The organism is Bifidobacterium breve DSM 20213 = JCM 1192 (assembly GCF_001025175.1).
Lineage (GTDB): Bacteria > Actinomycetota > Actinomycetes > Actinomycetales > Bifidobacteriaceae > Bifidobacterium > Bifidobacterium breve.
On record NZ_AP012324.1, the window covers coordinates 795,722 to 811,140 of the forward strand.

The window sequence follows — 15,419 nt, forward strand, 5'->3', positions numbered from 1 at the left end:
GGCCGGATGCATAGTAGCCCTCGCCAGGGGCCTCGGCGGTGGTCTGTGCATCGGTTTGTACGGAAGTCTGAGCCGTGCCGGAATTGGTGTGGATGGCAATCAGCGAGGAGCCGTATTCCGCACCCAGAAACGCCGCGAACAGACACGCGATAACAATCAGCCAATAACTTCGCTTCAGAGTCTTCCGCGCCTGTGCCTTGAGTGCTTTTCTCTCTATCGCTGCTCCCCTGCTTAGTAGCCACTCCCAACTCTAGTGGAAATGTGACAGATTGTGGCGCATTGACAAGTTATGCACTGTCGCCATGTCCTGCGAAACTTGACTGTGCCCAATTGGGCGGTTTTATACACAATTCGATAGGGAGAAGCGACAGGCTATGGCTCACGTCACCGACTTCAAGGAAGCGGGTTTCAACACCCTGCTTGAGGAACTGGAATGGCGCGGGTTGATTTCCCAGTCCACGGACAGGGATCGACTTGCGGAAGCACTGAACGGCGAGCCCATCACCTATTATTGCGGCTTCGATCCCACTGCTGCATCCCTGCATATCGGCAATCTGGTGCAGCTCATCAACATGCGTCATCTGCAGTTGGCATGCCATCATCCAATCGCCCTGGTCGGTGGCGCCACCGGTCTGATCGGCGATCCGCGCCAGTCAGGTGAACGCACGCTCAATCCGAAGGACGTGGTGGCCGGCTGGGCCGACCGCCTCAAGAACCAGATCGGCGGCATTTTGGAGACTGAAGGCGCCAACCCGGTGCGTTTCGTGTCCAACTACGATTGGACCGCTTCGATGACCGTCATCGACTTCCTGCGCGATGTCGGCAAGAACTTCCGCTTGGGCACCATGCTGGCCAAAGACACCGTGGCTCGCCGCCTGAACTCCGAGGAAGGCATCTCCTTCACCGAGTTCAGCTATCAGGTGCTGCAGGGCAACGACTTCCTCCACCTGTTTGACGAATACCACTGCACGTTGGAACTCGGCGGCTCCGACCAGTGGGGCAACCTCACCTCCGGCCTGGACCTGATTCACAAGGTGCGCGGTGTGGACGTCAATGTGTTCACCAGCCCGATCATCACTGATGCTTCCGGCAAGAAGTTCGGCAAGTCCGAGGGCAACGCCGTCTGGCTCGATGCCACGATGCTCAGCCCGTACAAGTTCTACCAGTTCTGGATCAACCGCCCGGATGTGGAGATGGAAAGCCTGCTGAAGGCGTTCACCTTCCTGCCCAAGGCCGAAATCGAACGACTGGTCGAGGAATCCAAGACCAACCCCGGCAAGCGCGAGGCCCAGAAGACCCTCGCCTGGGAGGTCACCAGCTTCGTGCATGGCGAGGCCGCTACCCAGGCCGCCATTGACGCTTCCGGTGCGCTGTTCGGACGCGGTGGCAACCTCGAAGACATCGATGAGGAAACGCTGGAATCCGTGCTCGACGGTTTCAAGGTGGTCGACGAGAACGGCGAGCACGTCTTCCCCGTCTCCAAGCCCGGTGATCGCGTAATCGACGCCGCCCAGGCTGCCGGACTGTTCAAGTCCGCTTCCGAGGCACGCCGCGCCATCAAGTCCGGTGGCGTGTATCTCAACAACAACCGTATCGAGGATGAGGAGCAGGTGCTGGCCGAAGCTGACTTCCTGGCCGGCCGCTTCGCGCTCATCCGTCGTGGCAAGAAGGCGCTCGGCGCCGTGGAAAACCGTTAATCAACAACGAATTAAGGAAAACAAGTAATGGCAGAAGGTAACGAGCGTTCCGGCAAGTCCTACGGCGGCGGCCATAAGGGGTATGGCGATCGCCGACCGGGCAACCGCGGTGGCAAGGGTTTCAAGCCGCGCGGCAAGGGCGGTTTCAAGCCGCGTCATGATGGTGAGGGTTTCAAGCCGCGTCGCCGCGAGGATGGCGAGGGTTATGCGCCGCGTCGCGATGGTGATGGTGAAGGTCGCGGCGGCTACCGCAAGTCGTACGGCAAGGGCGGCGACTTCCACAAAGGTGGTCGTTCCGGCTACCGCGGCAATGGTCCGCGTCGTGACGGCGAAGGCTTCCGCCCGCGTCGCGACCATGATGGTGAGGGTTTCAAGCCGCGTCGCCGCGAGGATGGCGAGGGTTACGCGCCGCGTCGCGATGGTGATGGTGAAGGTCGCGGCGGCTACCGCAAGTCCTACGGCAAGTCCGGAGGCTTCCACAAGGGCGGCTACCGCGGCAATGGTCCGCGCCGCGACGACGACGGTTTCAAGCCGCGCCGCGAGGGTGGCTACCGTTCCCACGAAGGCGAGAACGGCGAGAACCCGCGCTACCAGCACCGCGACAATGATCGCCGTGATTTCCGTCGCGATGGCGATCGTCGTGACTTCCATAGGGATGGAGACCGTCGTGATTTCCATCGTGACGATCGCCGCAATGATCGTCGTGACTTCCATAGGGATGGCGATCGCCGCAACTTCCGTCGCGATGACCGTCGTGACAATGACCGCCGTGACGGCTACCGCGAGTTCTCTCAGGAGGAGAAGCGCCAGTACCGTGAGGAGAAGCGCTCTGAATACATGAACCGTCCGCGCCGCAATTCCGACGGCACGATGAGCTTCCCCTCGCAGAACCCGTACACCGATCGTCGCCCTGACGAGCCGAAGATGCCCAAGGGTATGGAATGGTCGATGCTGTCCTCGGATGAGAGGGAGCGTCTGCGCGGCCTGTCCAAGGAGCACGCGGAGAACATCGGTCTGCATATTCTCGCCGCCTTTGCGCAGGAGGAGGACGATCCTCAGAATGCTCTCGAGCATGCCAAGTGGGTGGCTCGTCAGGCTTCCCGAATTGACTTCGCCCGTGAAACGTTGGCATTCATCGCCTACCGTCAAGGCGACTACAAGCTCGCCTTGCGCGAATTCCGCACCGCTTACCGCATGAACGGATTCCAGGACTACCTGCCGTTCATCGCCGACTGCGAGCGTGGTCTTGGCAACCCGAAGAAGGCCGTGGAACTGGCACTGTCCGACGAGGGCAAGGCACTGCATGGCTCTCCGAAGGTCGAGATGTTCCTGGTGTACGCTGGCGCTCTCGGCGATTTGGAAATGTGGGATAAGGCCATTGATGTGGTTCACGCCGTCGGACGTTCGCAGGGTCTGCCGGGGGAGTACCGCATGCGTGCGGTACAAGCCGAACAGTATTTCCTCGAGGAAGCCGGCCGCAACAAGGAAGCCGAGCAGCTTAACGATTTGCTTGACCGCCTTGAAGACCAGTACGCCGACGAAGACATCGACGAGGATAGCGATGACGTGGTCGTTGACCATGATCTTGAGGACATCACCGACGACTCCGAAGTGATGGAAACCCTCGGTATCGACCCGTCCGAAGCACAGTATGCTCCGGAGCTTGAGCCTGAAGAGTCTGAGGAGCCTGAGGAATCAGAAGACGCCGAGGAACCGGAAGATGATGAAGCTGCGGAGGAATCCGACGTAGCTGAATCTGATGCCACTGAGGAGTCCGAGGAGAGCGACGAACCGGCCGAATCCGAAGAGTCGGCTGATGATGCTCCCGCCGAAGCCGAATCTGAAGAAACCGAGGAGTGAGCGGCGTAATGACCCGTTTTCTCAAAGGCGCCGATCGTCCGCTTGCCGAGGCCTATCAGCTTGCGCTGCTGGACCTCGACGGTGTGGTGTACCGCGGCAAGAACCCGGTCGACTATGCGGCTGATTCCATCCGCGCTGCCGAACAGGCCGGCATGACTATCGAGTACACCACCAACAATTCCTCACGATTCCAGCATGTGGTGGCCGATCAGCTCAAGGGTTTTGGCCTGGATGTGGAACCGTGGCAGGTCATCACCTCCTCGGTGGTGGCGGCCCGTATGGTAGCCAAAGCGTTGCCGGTCGGTGCGCGCGTGCAGGTATTGGGTGCCGATCATCTTCGTGATGAGGTCACGCGAAACGGTTTGACCATCGTGAATGGCCCGGAAGACCATCCGCAGGCGGTTATTCAGGGATGGTATCCCGAGATGACGTGGCAGATGATGGCTGAAGTCTCCTATGCGGTCGAAGCCGGAGCCACATATTTCGTGACTAACCGCGATCTGACCATTCCGCGTGAAATGGGCATAGCGCCCGGCTGCGGCTCGATGATTCGAGCCGTGATCACCGCCACTGGCGTCGAACCAGTGGCCTCCGCAGGTAAGCCGGAAGCCTATATGTACGATGAAGCGCGTGAACTCAACGCCGCCGAAGGTCATGACTTGGTGCCCAAAGAGTCGTCCATCGCCATCGGCGATCGTCTCGACACGGATATCGAGGCAGGCAACCGTGGCGGCTATGATTCGCTGGCTGTGTTGACCGGCGTGACCAACCCGACCGAGCTTATGCTGGCTCCCGAACACTTGCGCCCCACGTTCATCGCCCGTGATCTGCGCGAGCTTGGCGAGATTCAGAGCGAACCGGTGCGTTGCGAGGACGGTACTTGGGAGTGCCGCAAGGCCAGCGCATGGTTTGAAAACGGACGGGTTCAGGTCAGTGATCCCACGAGTATGGATGGTCTTCGTGCTGCGGTATGTGCCGCTTGGGAAGCCGCCGACAAAGGCGCGCAGATGGATGAATCCATGGTGCCGAACTTTACCCTTGGAGAGCAGTGATGAACAGCGAACCTCAGTCAGCCGGCCGTACGCCGGTGTCGCAACGGTACCCGGATCTTGTGGATATTGACAATCAGGACAATGACCGCAAGCTCGAGATTTACCGCAATGTGCTTGACTCATTGCACAGTGAGCTCGACGAGAGCCGTGACTGATTGATGTCAGAACATCCGATTGATCCCGCAATGCCGCTTGACCGTCTTGACATGATGCTTGTGGCCTCCGATCTCGTTGAGTCCCGATCCAAGGCGCAGCGCCTTATTAAGGCCGGACATGTGCGTGTTGACGGAGAGACCATCACCAAGCCGTCATTCATGGTCAAAGCCGGTCATTGTGAGCTTGCCGTGGATAAGGGTGATGATTATGTCTCTCGTGGAGCTTACAAGCTGCTTGGCGCGTTCAAGGCCTTTGCCGACGATGGGCTGACCGGGCCGCAAAGTCTGGAATGTTTGGATATCGGTGCATCCACCGGTGGATTTACCGATGTGCTACTGCGCGGGGGAGCGGCCAGAGTCGTGGCCCTCGATGTGGGGCATGGGCAGCTTGACCCGCGTATTGCAGGAGATAACCGCGTCATCGAAATGAGCGGCGTCAATATCCGTGAAGTCACGGCCGATGATTTGCCATATCGCCCGGCGATGATCGTGTCCGATGTCTCGTTCATTTCACTGACCTATGTGATTCCGGTGATTGCGCGCATCGCCGCTCCCGGCGCTCAGGTGGTGCTGCTGGTCAAGCCGCAGTTTGAAGTCGGTCGGCAAGGACTCGGCAAGCATGGTATTGTGGACGATCCGGCATTGCGCGAGCAGACCCTTGCCGATGTCGTCGCCTGTGCGCGGCAGCACGGGCTGCACGTCGTCAATACGGCCGACAGTCCCATTGAAGGCATGCACGGTAATGCGGAATATCTGCTTTATGCGGTTTTCAAATGATATCTTCGGCATTCTCGGTTGACCAGCATCACACAGGATGTTCGGTCAAGACCTATTGAAGTCGAGCAAATAGCATGCTCCACCATGCTGTTATCACGCAATATGGCAGTGCCGGCTTGTAACGTACGGCACGTCAGCCGATGAGCCTCGATCTTGTTGACGTCTATATGCGAGGCTGAGCTGCCTCCCTCATATTTCAGCATGTCGAATCTGGTGAACATCGCGCTGCGCAATGGCCGGATCTCCAGACTGCTGCCGTTGATGCGATGCCCCTGAAGCACGCCGTGGAGCAGAATGTAGCGCGCGCGGATATGACGGCTGGTCAGCGATCCCTTAACGAGCAAATCATCGTTACACGTGACATCTCCGCCGGAGTGCAGGTCGCCGGTGAGCTCGATGCCGCCGCAGATGATGCTGCCATCGGTGATGATTCTGCCTCTGCCGGCAATGCGCTCGACATGAACATCGCCGGAACATCTCACTGTACCATTGTCGACAATCAGCTGATTGCCGGTAATGGTGTTTGCCTCAAGCGTGCCGGTGACCATGGTGGTGCGAAAACGTACATCGTCGGCGAATGTGGTACGGGTCGTCACGGTAATGAGCCCATAATTTCCGTTACGTACGTGCCCTGTGTTGCCGGTGTGATGATGCAAGATACCTCCTGTGCTTTGCGTACCGCAAGTGTCATCATCGTTGATGAGCTAATGCTAACGTTTGCATTATGGGTATATAGTAACAGGACGGGGGTATCGCGAGAATCAGCCTTGGATAAAGCGGTCGATTTGATCCTGCTTGCCCATGATGATGAGCTCATCGTTGCGATGCATGATCAGTTCCTTGGAACCGTACTGGAATTCCTTGCCGGGGCCTTGATGCCGACCACGGTCACACCGTACTTGTCATGCACCTGCACATCCTCGATGTTGCGACCCACCGCGTACAGCGGGGTGTGAATCTTCACGACGTTGTATGGGCCGTCGATTTCGATGTAATCCAGATAGTTGCCAGCCACCAGATGACCCACGCGCTTGCCGGCATCGGTTTCCGCATTGATGATATGGTGGGCACCAATGCGCTGCAGAATGCGGGCGTGCTTCTGAGAGACCGATTTGGCCCACAGGTCGGAGATGCCGGCATCCAACAGGTTGCCGGTGATGGTTACGGAAGCCTCGACCGACAATCATTGCGGCCGCAAGAATGAACAGGCATGCTGGGTTGCCGGCGCTGGCCACGCCTGCGGAATAACCACCCAATGCGACTATCGAAGCAAAGGTCATCACGCCAAGTCCACCGAACTGGATGGAAAACAGGATGACCAACTTGGCCGAACATCGACCAGTACTCGCCGGTGTTCACCACCGGAATGCCGCAGGTGGACAGGGCGGAAACCGCGGTGAAGAACGACACCGGAAAGTTGCTGAAGCCATCGTGATTCGTAGTGGAGATGGGCAGCGTCAATAATCCGGTCGACAGCAATATCAATACGGAAAAATACAGAATGGACAGGCGGCCCGGATGCCTGATGAGGCGATCCGTGAGCTTCATGCGCCGGATGCGCTTGGAGGCCCGGTCGTCCTTGTCTTGGCTGATTACGTCGGTCGAGTACCACCATGACAGGCCTTTCGAGGTCTCCTTGTTTGAGGAGGACTCGTCAAAGTCGTTGGACATGGTTCCTGCTTCCCGCCATACTGATGGCGTAATGGTGTATGGCTGTAATCGTAAGCCGAAGCCTCACGATAATCGACTCCGCGGAACAGCATGCGGTGTGCAATAGTATCGACGCCCATATGTTGGCCTTGTCTGATGTCCGAGGGCCGGTGACGTGATGTGGCCGATGGCTCAGGCGATGATTAGGATAGTCATCAGTGCGACCGATTCAATAGGAGGATGTCCATGGCCAAGCGCAATGCGGTTGTGGTGACGCATACCAGGCTCAGGCAGTCCGGCACAGTGGTGTCCGAGGCGGTGAGCCAGCTGCGCAGCGCCGGCTTTGAAGTCACGATTATCGATAACACCGAAGCTCCGGATTTCGGCGTAAGTCCCGCATGCGTGACGGACGACACGGAAATCGTCGTGGTGCTGGGCGGCGACGGCACGATTCTTCGCGCGGCCGAGCTCGTGCATTGCACCCAGGTGCCGATTCTCGGCGTGAACATGGGGCATGTCGGCTTCCTGGCCGAATTCGAGAGCTTCCAGATCGACGAGGCGATTCGGCGCGTGGCCGAACATGACTATTCCATTGACGAGCGCATGATCGCCCATGTCGATGTCTGGCTACCCGGTGCCACCAAACCCATCGAGGATTGGGCGCTGAACGACATCACTTTGGAACGCGCCGACCGTGGCAAGATGGTGGAGCTCTCCATTCGCGTGGACGATGTGGAAATGAACTCCTTCGGCGCCGATGGCGTCATCGTCTCCACGCCCACCGGTTCCACGGCCTATGCCTTTTCCGCCGGCGGTCCTGTGATTTGGCCGAACGTCAAGGCTTTGCAGCTGATTCCGTTGGCCGCGCATGCGTTGTTCGCCAGGCCGCTGATCATCGGCTCCGGTTCGACCTTCACCATCGATATTCTGGACGATTCCATGTCCGAAGGCTGGATCTGCTGCGATGGCCGCCGCCAGCGCGCCCTGCCGCAGGGTACGCGCGTCATGGTGCGCGAATCGCGCGATACGTTGCGCCTCGCCCGACTCTCCGGTGTGCCGTTCACCAACCGTCTGGTCTCCAAGTTCGATCTGCCGGTGGTTGGTTGGCGTGAGCATGCACGAAATGAGGCCTCGGGCCAGCCACTGCATCACGGACACACGTTCCCGACTGCCGCTGATGCCGTGTCTGATAGGACAGACGAGCATAACGGCAAGGCGGAGGGCTGATGCTCGAAGAACTCGATATTCGTAACCTAGGGCCGATTCGAGAAGCCTCCATCGCGCCCGCCCGTGGCATGACGGCCATCACCGGCGAAACCGGTGCGGGCAAATCCATGCTGCTGTCCGCCATTCGTCTGGTGTCCGGCGATACGGCCGAATCCTCGCGGGTCGCCGCAGGAGCAGACGAGGCATGGGCGCAGGCGATTTTTGCGCTGGACGATGATGCTCTAGCCGTAGACTCCGGGAACCATGGTCAGGACGATTCTTCACGTGATGCCGATGACGGCGATGCTGCGGCCCTCATTGGGGTCGCGGCGGCTGTTGCCCGAGCTCGCGATGCGGGCGTCGAACCCGAAGACGGTGAGCTGTTCCTCTCTCGCACTGTGCCGGCTTCCGGCCGATCTCGTGCCGTACTTGGCGGCAAATCCGTGCCGCGATCTGTGCTCGGTTCCATTGCCGGAGAATTGGTGACCATTCACGGGCAGGCCGATCAGCTGAAAATTGCCTCCGCCGCACGTCAACGAGAATTCCTTGATCGTGTGGCCGGCGACGAGGCTGAGCTTGATGCTTACCGGCAGGCATGGAATGAGCTGACCGCCATGGATGAGCGGTTGGGGCGACTGCGCTCGCAGGAGTCCTCCGCTCGTCAGCAGGCGGACTATTTGCGTGAATCCATCGACCGTATCAACCGTACCAATCCGCAGCTGGGGGAGGACGAAGAACTGAAGTCGCGTCGCGAGCGTATCGAGAACGCGGCCGATATCGCCCAAGGAGTGGGCGCGGCGTTGGGCGCGTTGGATGCCTCACAGGTGGATGCCGATGCGGGTGGTGCGTCGGCCGTAGATCTCATTAACCATGCGGTGACTTCGTTGCGTGCGATTCGCGTCGGCGGCGAGTTCGCCGAGCAGGCAGATCGATTGGAATCCATCAATGCCGATTTGGGTGACGTAGTGTTCTCGCTCACTCAAGAATTGGGCGATGAGGGCAGTGTCGAAGACCTTGACCAGATCAACGGGCGGATTCACGAGCTGAACGAACTCACTCGCCGTTGGGGGCCGACCTTGGCGGATGTGATTGCGTGGCGTGACAAGGCCACGTTCGACTTGGAGGACCTGGACGCCTCGCCGGAGAAAGTAGCCGAACTGGAGGCCGAACGACAGTCGCTGTACAGTGCGGCTTTGGCTGCTGCCGATACGTTGAGCGCCGCCCGTACCAAGGCCGCCGCATCGTTGGGTGCTCGTGTGGCCGATGAGTTGAGCTCACTGGCTATGTCTGGTGCGTCCCTTGAGGTTCGTGTCACCCCTCGAGAATTAAGTGACGGCCATGACAACGACCGTGAAGCGGCGGCTGGTGATTCAGCGGGGGACACTGGGCCTCTCGAGCCGTACGGTCGCGACGATATCGCTTTCCTGTTCACCCCGTTTGAGGGTTCTGCGCAGTTGCCGATGGGCAAAAGCGCTTCGGGCGGCGAGCTCAGCCGATTGATGCTGGCTCTGGAACTTGTGGCGGCGGACGTCCGTGGCGGCAGCGACCAGACCTTCATCTTTGATGAGGTCGATGCTGGCGTGGGAGGCAAAGCCGCGGTCGAATTGGGCAAAAGGCTCGCGCGATTGGCTCGCAACGCACAGGTCATTGTGGTCACCCATCTGGCACAGGTGGCTTCTTGGGCGGACGCCCAGTTCGTGGTGTCCAAGGAATCGCAAGGCGCGGGGGACGAGACGGCTGGCGTTGCAACCACCGTCTGCGAAGTGCGCGACGACCAACGCGTCCATGAAATCGCCCGCATGCTCTCCGGCAGCGAATCCGAAGCGTCCCTGGACCATGCCCGCGAACTGCTGAAGGACTCCACACTATGACCAAAGTAGCCATATTCGACCTCGACGGAACCCTGCTCGACTCCATGGGCGTCTGGGACCAGGTAGACATCGACTTTCTCGGCAAGAGGGGCATTGAGGTGCCGCCGGATTACATGATCAAGGTCTCCTCCATGCAGTTCCAGCAGATCGCGGAATACACCATTGCGCGTTTCGGACTCAAGGACACGCCTGAGGAGCTGATGCAGGAATGGGACGATATGGCCCGCGTGGCCTATTCCACCACAGTGGAGGCCAAGCCCGGCGCGCTCGACTATCTGCGTGATCTCAAGAGTGCCGGGGTGAAGATGGGCGTTGCCACATCGTTGCCACCGCAGCTGCGAGAGCCGGCGTTGCGACATGTCGGCATGCTCGACATGTTCGATGACATCGTCTCCGTCGATGACGCCAATGATGTCGGCAAGGACCAGCCTGACGTATATCTGCTCGCCGCCGAGCGGCTGGGCGCCAAGCCCGCTGATTGCACGGTGTTTGAAGACCTGCTGGTCGGTATCAAATCAGCCAAGTCGGTCGGTATGAAAGTATGGGCTATGCACGACGATTCGTCTGATGCCGACTGGCCCGAAATCTGCGATATCGCGGACGGCGTCCTCTTCGATTTTCACGACGCCCCACGTCCGTTGTAAGCACATACAATAAGCCCCTCTGATGAGGGGCTCCCGCGAAGCGGGTGGGGGAGAAAAGTCATGGCATGAGCCGTGCGATTCAATATCGGGCACAGCCCGATTCCACTTGCGCTTACTCAGTCCCTACCGTCGAGTAGTCCTGCCAGACTGCCTTTCGGCCTCAAACCGTTGCTCTTCCAGCTTCTCACCCTCCGCACGCGCGGACTCCTCAGCGGCGATACGCTCCAGCAGCATGCTGACCGGCGCTTCGTACACCATCTCATCGAACCAATGACCGTCACGCTCCACCGCGTGCTCCGCGCGACCTGTCTCTTTGAATCCCAATGACTCATACATATGACGTGCCCGCAGGTTGAACGACCACGCCTTCAGCGTGATGGTCTTCGCGCCAAGCTGCTCGGCGGCCAGCTTGATGCCGAGCTTCATCGCCAAGCTGCCGTACCCGTGGTTCTGATAGTACGGGCCGATGAGAATAGTCATCGTGGCGTTGTGGTCGGGCGCGGTGCAGTCCTTGGCGATGATATGGCCCACAGGATGCCCGTCCGGGCCGAAGGTTGTGCGGCCGAAGCGCCGGTCGTCATCCTCGTCGCTCCACGTATGGAACATCTGGTCGATGGTCTTGTCCGGCACTTTCTCCATCGTATGACGGCAATCGTCGGCGATGGCGTGATCGTTCCACCAGATCTCAAGCTCCGGATAATCGTTCGGTTCAGTATGGCGTAGCGTAACGGCGTTGTTCGGTATAGGTACCCCTTTCCGAGGCCATTGTAGGCACGGCCCATGTTTCGACACTGTATGTTGGCGATGTGTTTGTTCACTGTTTAGCTGTTATGTAACACACCTTGACAGTTAAGCAGAACAGTTATACTGTGTTGTATAACAGCTAAACAGCTGGGGTGCTAGTCAACCACAATCGAAAGGGGCATAGGTGAAACTGATCATCTCATCCGTGTCCGGTGAACCCATCTACGAGCAAATCAAAACCCAAATCCGTTCGGCGGTGCTCAGCGGCGAGTTGAAGGCGGGCGAGGCCCTGCCTTCCTTGAGGAAACTCGCCAAGGAGCTGCGCATCTCCGTACTCACCGTCACCAGGGCGTACAACGAACTGGCCGATGAGGGCGTGGTACAGAACATTCAAGGCAAAGGCACTTTCGTGATGGACAAGGGCAACGAACTGATGCAACGTCAGCTCGAAACCCAGATTCGTGAAAGCCTGGCCGAGGCAAGCCGGGGCGCCAAAGCCGCCGGCATTCCGCTGAACGCATTGGACCGCATGCTCGAAGAGGAATACCGCAAGGAATAACCTCAAGAAAGGACCATGGACATGACCGCCATATCCGAATCCGACGCGATGGCGTTGCAGGTCACCGACGTCACCAAACACTATGATTCCGGCTTCACGCTGGACGACGTGACCTTCGACCTGCCCAAGGGCTACATCATGGGACTGATCGGCCCGAACGGCGCCGGCAAATCCACCCTCATCAAACTCATCCTCAACATGATCCACCGCGACGCCGGTTCGATTCACGTGCTCGGCCTCGACAACATCGCCAACGAGGAGCCCGTCAAAGAACAACTCGGCGTGGTGTTTGACTTCAGCTACATGCATGAACAGTGGCAAGTCAAGAACATTGAACGTATCGTTGCGCCACTGTATCCATCATGGGACGGTGGATGCTATCACAAGTATCTGGATACTTTTGGCCTTGGTGACGCACAGAACGGCAAGAAACATATCAAGGATCTTTCCCGCGGCATGCAGATGAAGCTGATGCTGGCCATCGCATTGAGTCATGATGCCAAGCTGCTGATTCTCGACGAGCCGACCAGCGGACTCGATGTGCTTGCCCGCGACGAACTCATGGATATCCTGCATGCCTACATTGAGGATGGCGAGCATTCGGTACTGTTCAGCACCCATATCACTGCCGACCTCGAACGTGCTGCTGACTTCATTACCTACATCACCGATGGCCGTCTCTACTACACCGGTCCGAAAGACGAGTTTGAGGAATCGTTCCGCCTGATTAAGGGCGGTCCAGACGAACTGGCACAACTGCCTGCGGACGTAGTGCTGGGCTCACATACGTATGCCACCGGATTCGATGCGCTGGTCCGGTCAGACAGGCTTGATGCTGTTGCGTCGGTGGTTTCGGGGCTTGTCGTTGAATCGGCTTCCATTGATGACATCATTCGACTGACCAATGCCCATGATTCCAATCGTGACTTGAGCGGGAGGTGAGCGGCCATGGAGGCAATACTGAGGGTGTCGCGGTCTCGGCAACATGCATTGACCACTGCATTGCGCGTCGATATGGCCTACCTGTGCGTCGACGTACGGACTGTGTTCTCGTTGTTGTTGGCACCGTTGTTCTCCGTCATCTTTCAAGGTGAAGCTTATGGTGATGGCTTCGGCTATCGCATGGGTGTCATCATGACGGTATTCACCTGCGCCATGTGGGTGCTAACCATGGCGGTTGCTGACTTACAGAACGGATATCGACTTCGTGGCATTATTCCGGCTTCGAGGAAGAGTCAGGTGGCCGCGCGATATGTGGTTGGATTGGTGATTTCCGTATTGTCGATAGCGATGATTGTTCTGATTGACGGGTTGCAAGTGCTGGTCAATCCAGATTGGTCATTCGCGGGCAATCTGTGGGCGGCGCCGTTGGGAGGTTTCTGCACCGCGCTGATGGTCGCGCTTATCGTGCCCACGGGTTATCTGTGGACCAAACTAGGCGGTCTTCAAGTCACGATGATGGTGATCTATGTCGTTGCATTGGCTGTATCCATACTGCTATCTATTTTGCCTGCTTCGGTGACCAGAGGATTGGCCCATGCCGCGAATGCCATCATCGCGCAACGATTGTGGCTGGTTATTGCGGTATTGACAACGACGGTTGTGGCATATGGAATCTCGTATGTAATTGCCTCTCGCATATTTGCTTCAAGGGAATGGTGACGATGAACTGGAAATCCGTAGTAAAGCAATGTCGATTCGATTGTGCCGGGATGGGTCTGTTTAGCGTGGCGAATATGGTATTTCTGCTGGCTCTCCCGATGCTGTCTATCGTGGTATCGCTGGTGATGATATCGACCCACGTCGATGAACACGTTGCCAGTGGTCTGATGGGCGGACTCGGAGGTTTGGCATCGACGATGGCATGTATGAGTGCATTGGGGCCTGCGTCATCCGAGGAATCTGCAGGGCACAGTGCCATGCGAGGGCTGATTCCTGTTTCACGCACTGCACAAGTTGTAGGTCGGTACCTTTTTCTGTTGGTGGTTGGCCTGCTCTGGGCTTTGGACGTGGTGATATGCGGCGGCGTCTTCATTGTCTTTGGCGATATAGCAGATATGGGGTGGATCGGTACCTTGGCAGCAGGTGCTTTCATCTTCGCTTTGGCTATCATTCTTGGGTCGGTGCTGCTGGCCTGTGCATACCGGTTCACCTTCCGCAAGATGATGGTGGCCTCTGTCGCGGTCATGGTTGGCTTGTATGCCGTCATTGCGCTGCTGGCCCGATTGCCTGTTGACTGGCAATGGCTTTTGCTGAATATTACCGATTTCCTGACGATCTGGTGGCATACGGCGCTTGTTCTCGCCGTGTTGTGTCTGCTCGCATATTTTGGCTCCATGCTTATAGCCATCCGCATCTACCGAGCCAAAGAACTCTAGCCGCGCATTTGTCCGACCGCGAATGAAAAGAGACCGACAGGAATGATGAGGTGCCGTAACGAAGGTTTTGAAAACAAATGGTAAAGACAATCGGTACGGTATATTGCAGAAAATCTAAAACTTAAATTTGGACTGCAATGAAATCATTATTTGAACAACTCGGAGGCACTTATACCCTACAAGGCGATTACTATCTACCCGACCTTGCCCTACCAACCGAAGAAGAAACACAACCTATTGGCATATGGGGACAGCGGCATAAACGCTATTTACAAGACCATAAGCGAGTGACTTATACAAACTTGCTTACAAGCGGAAATTTGAACGCTTATCTTGCCGATATTAACGAGCAAGCAGAAAATATGTTTTCTCGCTTGGTAAAAGAAATGGCGAAAATGCAGGGTGTAACTGAGCAATTAAAGACAAAGAACCAAATGGTGTGGGTGGGTAAAATGAACTCAATCCGCAACGCAGCTATCGAAGTGGTAAACAAGGAGATTATATTTGCATAAAATTAATAGCCTCAGACCGTTTTGGCCTGAGGCTATTTTTCTGAAATCAGTAAATAATGTTTCCTTCTTCATCAAGTTTATATGTTTTTATAAACCACTTATAAACTCGGACGGACCTTCCGTTCCACGATATGGACATATAGCCGTTTCTCTATCTTTACCTCCGGGATAAGGATTGCCCGTGCTTTTGTAAGCGTATTTTTTTACGTTATTGAGGTTGCAGGTATAAGGGTGTGAGTTATGGGCGATTTTGCGCCGTAACTCGCACCCTTATACCTGCAATTGGCTAAATGAGCCCTTTCTACCTGCAAAAA

At 57.3% G+C, this 15,419-nt stretch carries 16 protein-coding genes and 1 pseudogene; 13 read left to right on the top strand and 4 right to left on the bottom strand.

What is annotated here, in order from left to right; genetic code table 11:
* Positions 1-374: 374 nt before the first annotated feature.
* From tyrS to BBBR_RS03275, 5 genes are read left to right on the top strand one after another with little or no spacing between them, the layout of a single operon-like run.
* Entirely contained in the window at positions 375-1,697 is a 1,323-nt protein-coding gene (gene tyrS, locus BBBR_RS03260; protein WP_003828830.1) for a tyrosine--tRNA ligase, read from the top strand.
* Between the two features lie 27 nt (positions 1,698-1,724).
* Complete coding sequence (locus BBBR_RS03265; protein ID WP_032738165.1) at positions 1,725-3,557, top strand: tetratricopeptide repeat protein; 1,833 nt, start codon at positions 1,725-1,727, stop codon at positions 3,555-3,557.
* 8 nt (positions 3,558-3,565) lie between these two features.
* Positions 3,566-4,609 (top strand): HAD-IIA family hydrolase, encoded by a 1,044-nt coding sequence (locus BBBR_RS03270; protein WP_003828836.1) that lies wholly within the window; start codon positions 3,566-3,568, stop codon positions 4,607-4,609.
* Positions 4,609-4,764, top strand: coding sequence for a hypothetical protein (locus BBBR_RS10850; RefSeq protein ID WP_003828837.1), 156 nt, complete (start codon positions 4,609-4,611; stop codon positions 4,762-4,764). The genes BBBR_RS03270 and BBBR_RS10850 overlap by 1 nt, the downstream gene beginning before the upstream one ends.
* A gap of 3 nt (positions 4,765-4,767) precedes the next feature.
* Entirely contained in the window at positions 4,768-5,541 is a 774-nt protein-coding gene (locus tag BBBR_RS03275; RefSeq protein ID WP_019727962.1) for a TlyA family RNA methyltransferase, read from the top strand.
* Here the strand turns inward: BBBR_RS03275 and BBBR_RS03280 are convergent.
* From BBBR_RS03280 to BBBR_RS03290, 3 genes and pseudogenes are all read right to left on the bottom strand, one after another.
* On the bottom strand, positions 5,523-6,197 hold the full coding sequence (locus BBBR_RS03280; protein WP_003828843.1) for a hypothetical protein: 675 nt from the start codon (positions 6,195-6,197) through the stop codon (positions 5,523-5,525). The two genes, BBBR_RS03275 and BBBR_RS03280, sit on opposite strands and share 19 nt — an antisense overlap.
* A gap of 105 nt (positions 6,198-6,302) precedes the next feature.
* Positions 6,303-6,721: pseudogene (locus BBBR_RS03285) on the bottom strand (TrkA C-terminal domain-containing protein); the annotation flags it as partial.
* Positions 6,703-7,212: a hypothetical protein gene (locus BBBR_RS03290; protein WP_003828846.1), complete on the bottom strand. Its 510-nt coding sequence runs from the start codon at positions 7,210-7,212 to the stop codon at positions 6,703-6,705. The gene BBBR_RS03290 and the pseudogene BBBR_RS03285, both read right to left, overlap by 19 nt.
* Positions 7,213-7,437: 225 nt before the next feature.
* Here BBBR_RS03290 and BBBR_RS03295 point away from each other — a divergent pair, with 225 nt between their 5' ends.
* Genes BBBR_RS03295 through BBBR_RS03305 form a run of 3 tightly spaced genes read left to right on the top strand, consistent with a single transcriptional unit; the run spans position 7,438 to position 10,912 of the window.
* The gene (locus tag BBBR_RS03295) at positions 7,438-8,418 is read left to right on the top strand and encodes an NAD kinase (protein WP_003831237.1); all 981 of its coding nucleotides are present in this window, start codon (positions 7,438-7,440) and stop codon (positions 8,416-8,418) included.
* Positions 8,418-10,268, top strand: a complete 1,851-nt coding sequence (gene recN / locus BBBR_RS03300) for a DNA repair protein RecN (protein WP_003828850.1) — start codon at positions 8,418-8,420, stop codon at positions 10,266-10,268. The genes BBBR_RS03295 and recN overlap by 1 nt, the downstream gene beginning before the upstream one ends.
* Complete coding sequence (locus tag BBBR_RS03305) at positions 10,265-10,912, top strand: HAD family hydrolase (RefSeq protein ID WP_003828852.1); 648 nt, start codon at positions 10,265-10,267, stop codon at positions 10,910-10,912. Before recN ends, BBBR_RS03305 begins: the two co-directional genes overlap by 4 nt.
* Before the next feature lie 123 nt (positions 10,913-11,035).
* On the opposite strand, the gene BBBR_RS03310 is transcribed toward BBBR_RS03305, so the two are convergent.
* Positions 11,036-11,704 carry a GNAT family N-acetyltransferase gene (locus BBBR_RS03310; RefSeq protein WP_106620594.1) on the bottom strand — a complete coding sequence of 223 codons (669 nt, stop codon included), beginning with the start codon at positions 11,702-11,704 and terminating at the stop codon, positions 11,036-11,038.
* Between the two features lie 136 nt (positions 11,705-11,840).
* Here BBBR_RS03310 and BBBR_RS03315 point away from each other — a divergent pair, with 136 nt between their 5' ends.
* The 5 genes from BBBR_RS03315 to BBBR_RS03335 all read left to right on the top strand — a co-directional run bounded on the left by BBBR_RS03315 (position 11,841) and on the right by BBBR_RS03335 (position 15,105).
* The gene (locus BBBR_RS03315) at positions 11,841-12,215 is read left to right on the top strand and encodes a GntR family transcriptional regulator (RefSeq protein WP_003828856.1); all 375 of its coding nucleotides are present in this window, start codon (positions 11,841-11,843) and stop codon (positions 12,213-12,215) included.
* 21 nt (positions 12,216-12,236) lie between these two features.
* Complete coding sequence (locus BBBR_RS03320; protein ID WP_014485765.1) at positions 12,237-13,157, top strand: ABC transporter ATP-binding protein; 921 nt, start codon at positions 12,237-12,239, stop codon at positions 13,155-13,157.
* A gap of 6 nt (positions 13,158-13,163) precedes the next feature.
* Complete coding sequence (locus BBBR_RS03325; RefSeq protein WP_003828859.1) at positions 13,164-13,877, top strand: ABC-2 transporter permease; 714 nt, start codon at positions 13,164-13,166, stop codon at positions 13,875-13,877.
* A gap of 2 nt (positions 13,878-13,879) precedes the next feature.
* Positions 13,880-14,593 carry an ABC-2 transporter permease gene (locus BBBR_RS03330; protein WP_025262895.1) on the top strand — a complete coding sequence of 238 codons (714 nt, stop codon included), beginning with the start codon at positions 13,880-13,882 and terminating at the stop codon, positions 14,591-14,593.
* Between the two features lie 137 nt (positions 14,594-14,730).
* On the top strand, positions 14,731-15,105 hold the full coding sequence (locus tag BBBR_RS03335) for a TnpV protein (protein ID WP_003828863.1): 375 nt from the start codon (positions 14,731-14,733) through the stop codon (positions 15,103-15,105).
* Positions 15,106-15,419: the final 314 nt, after the last annotated feature.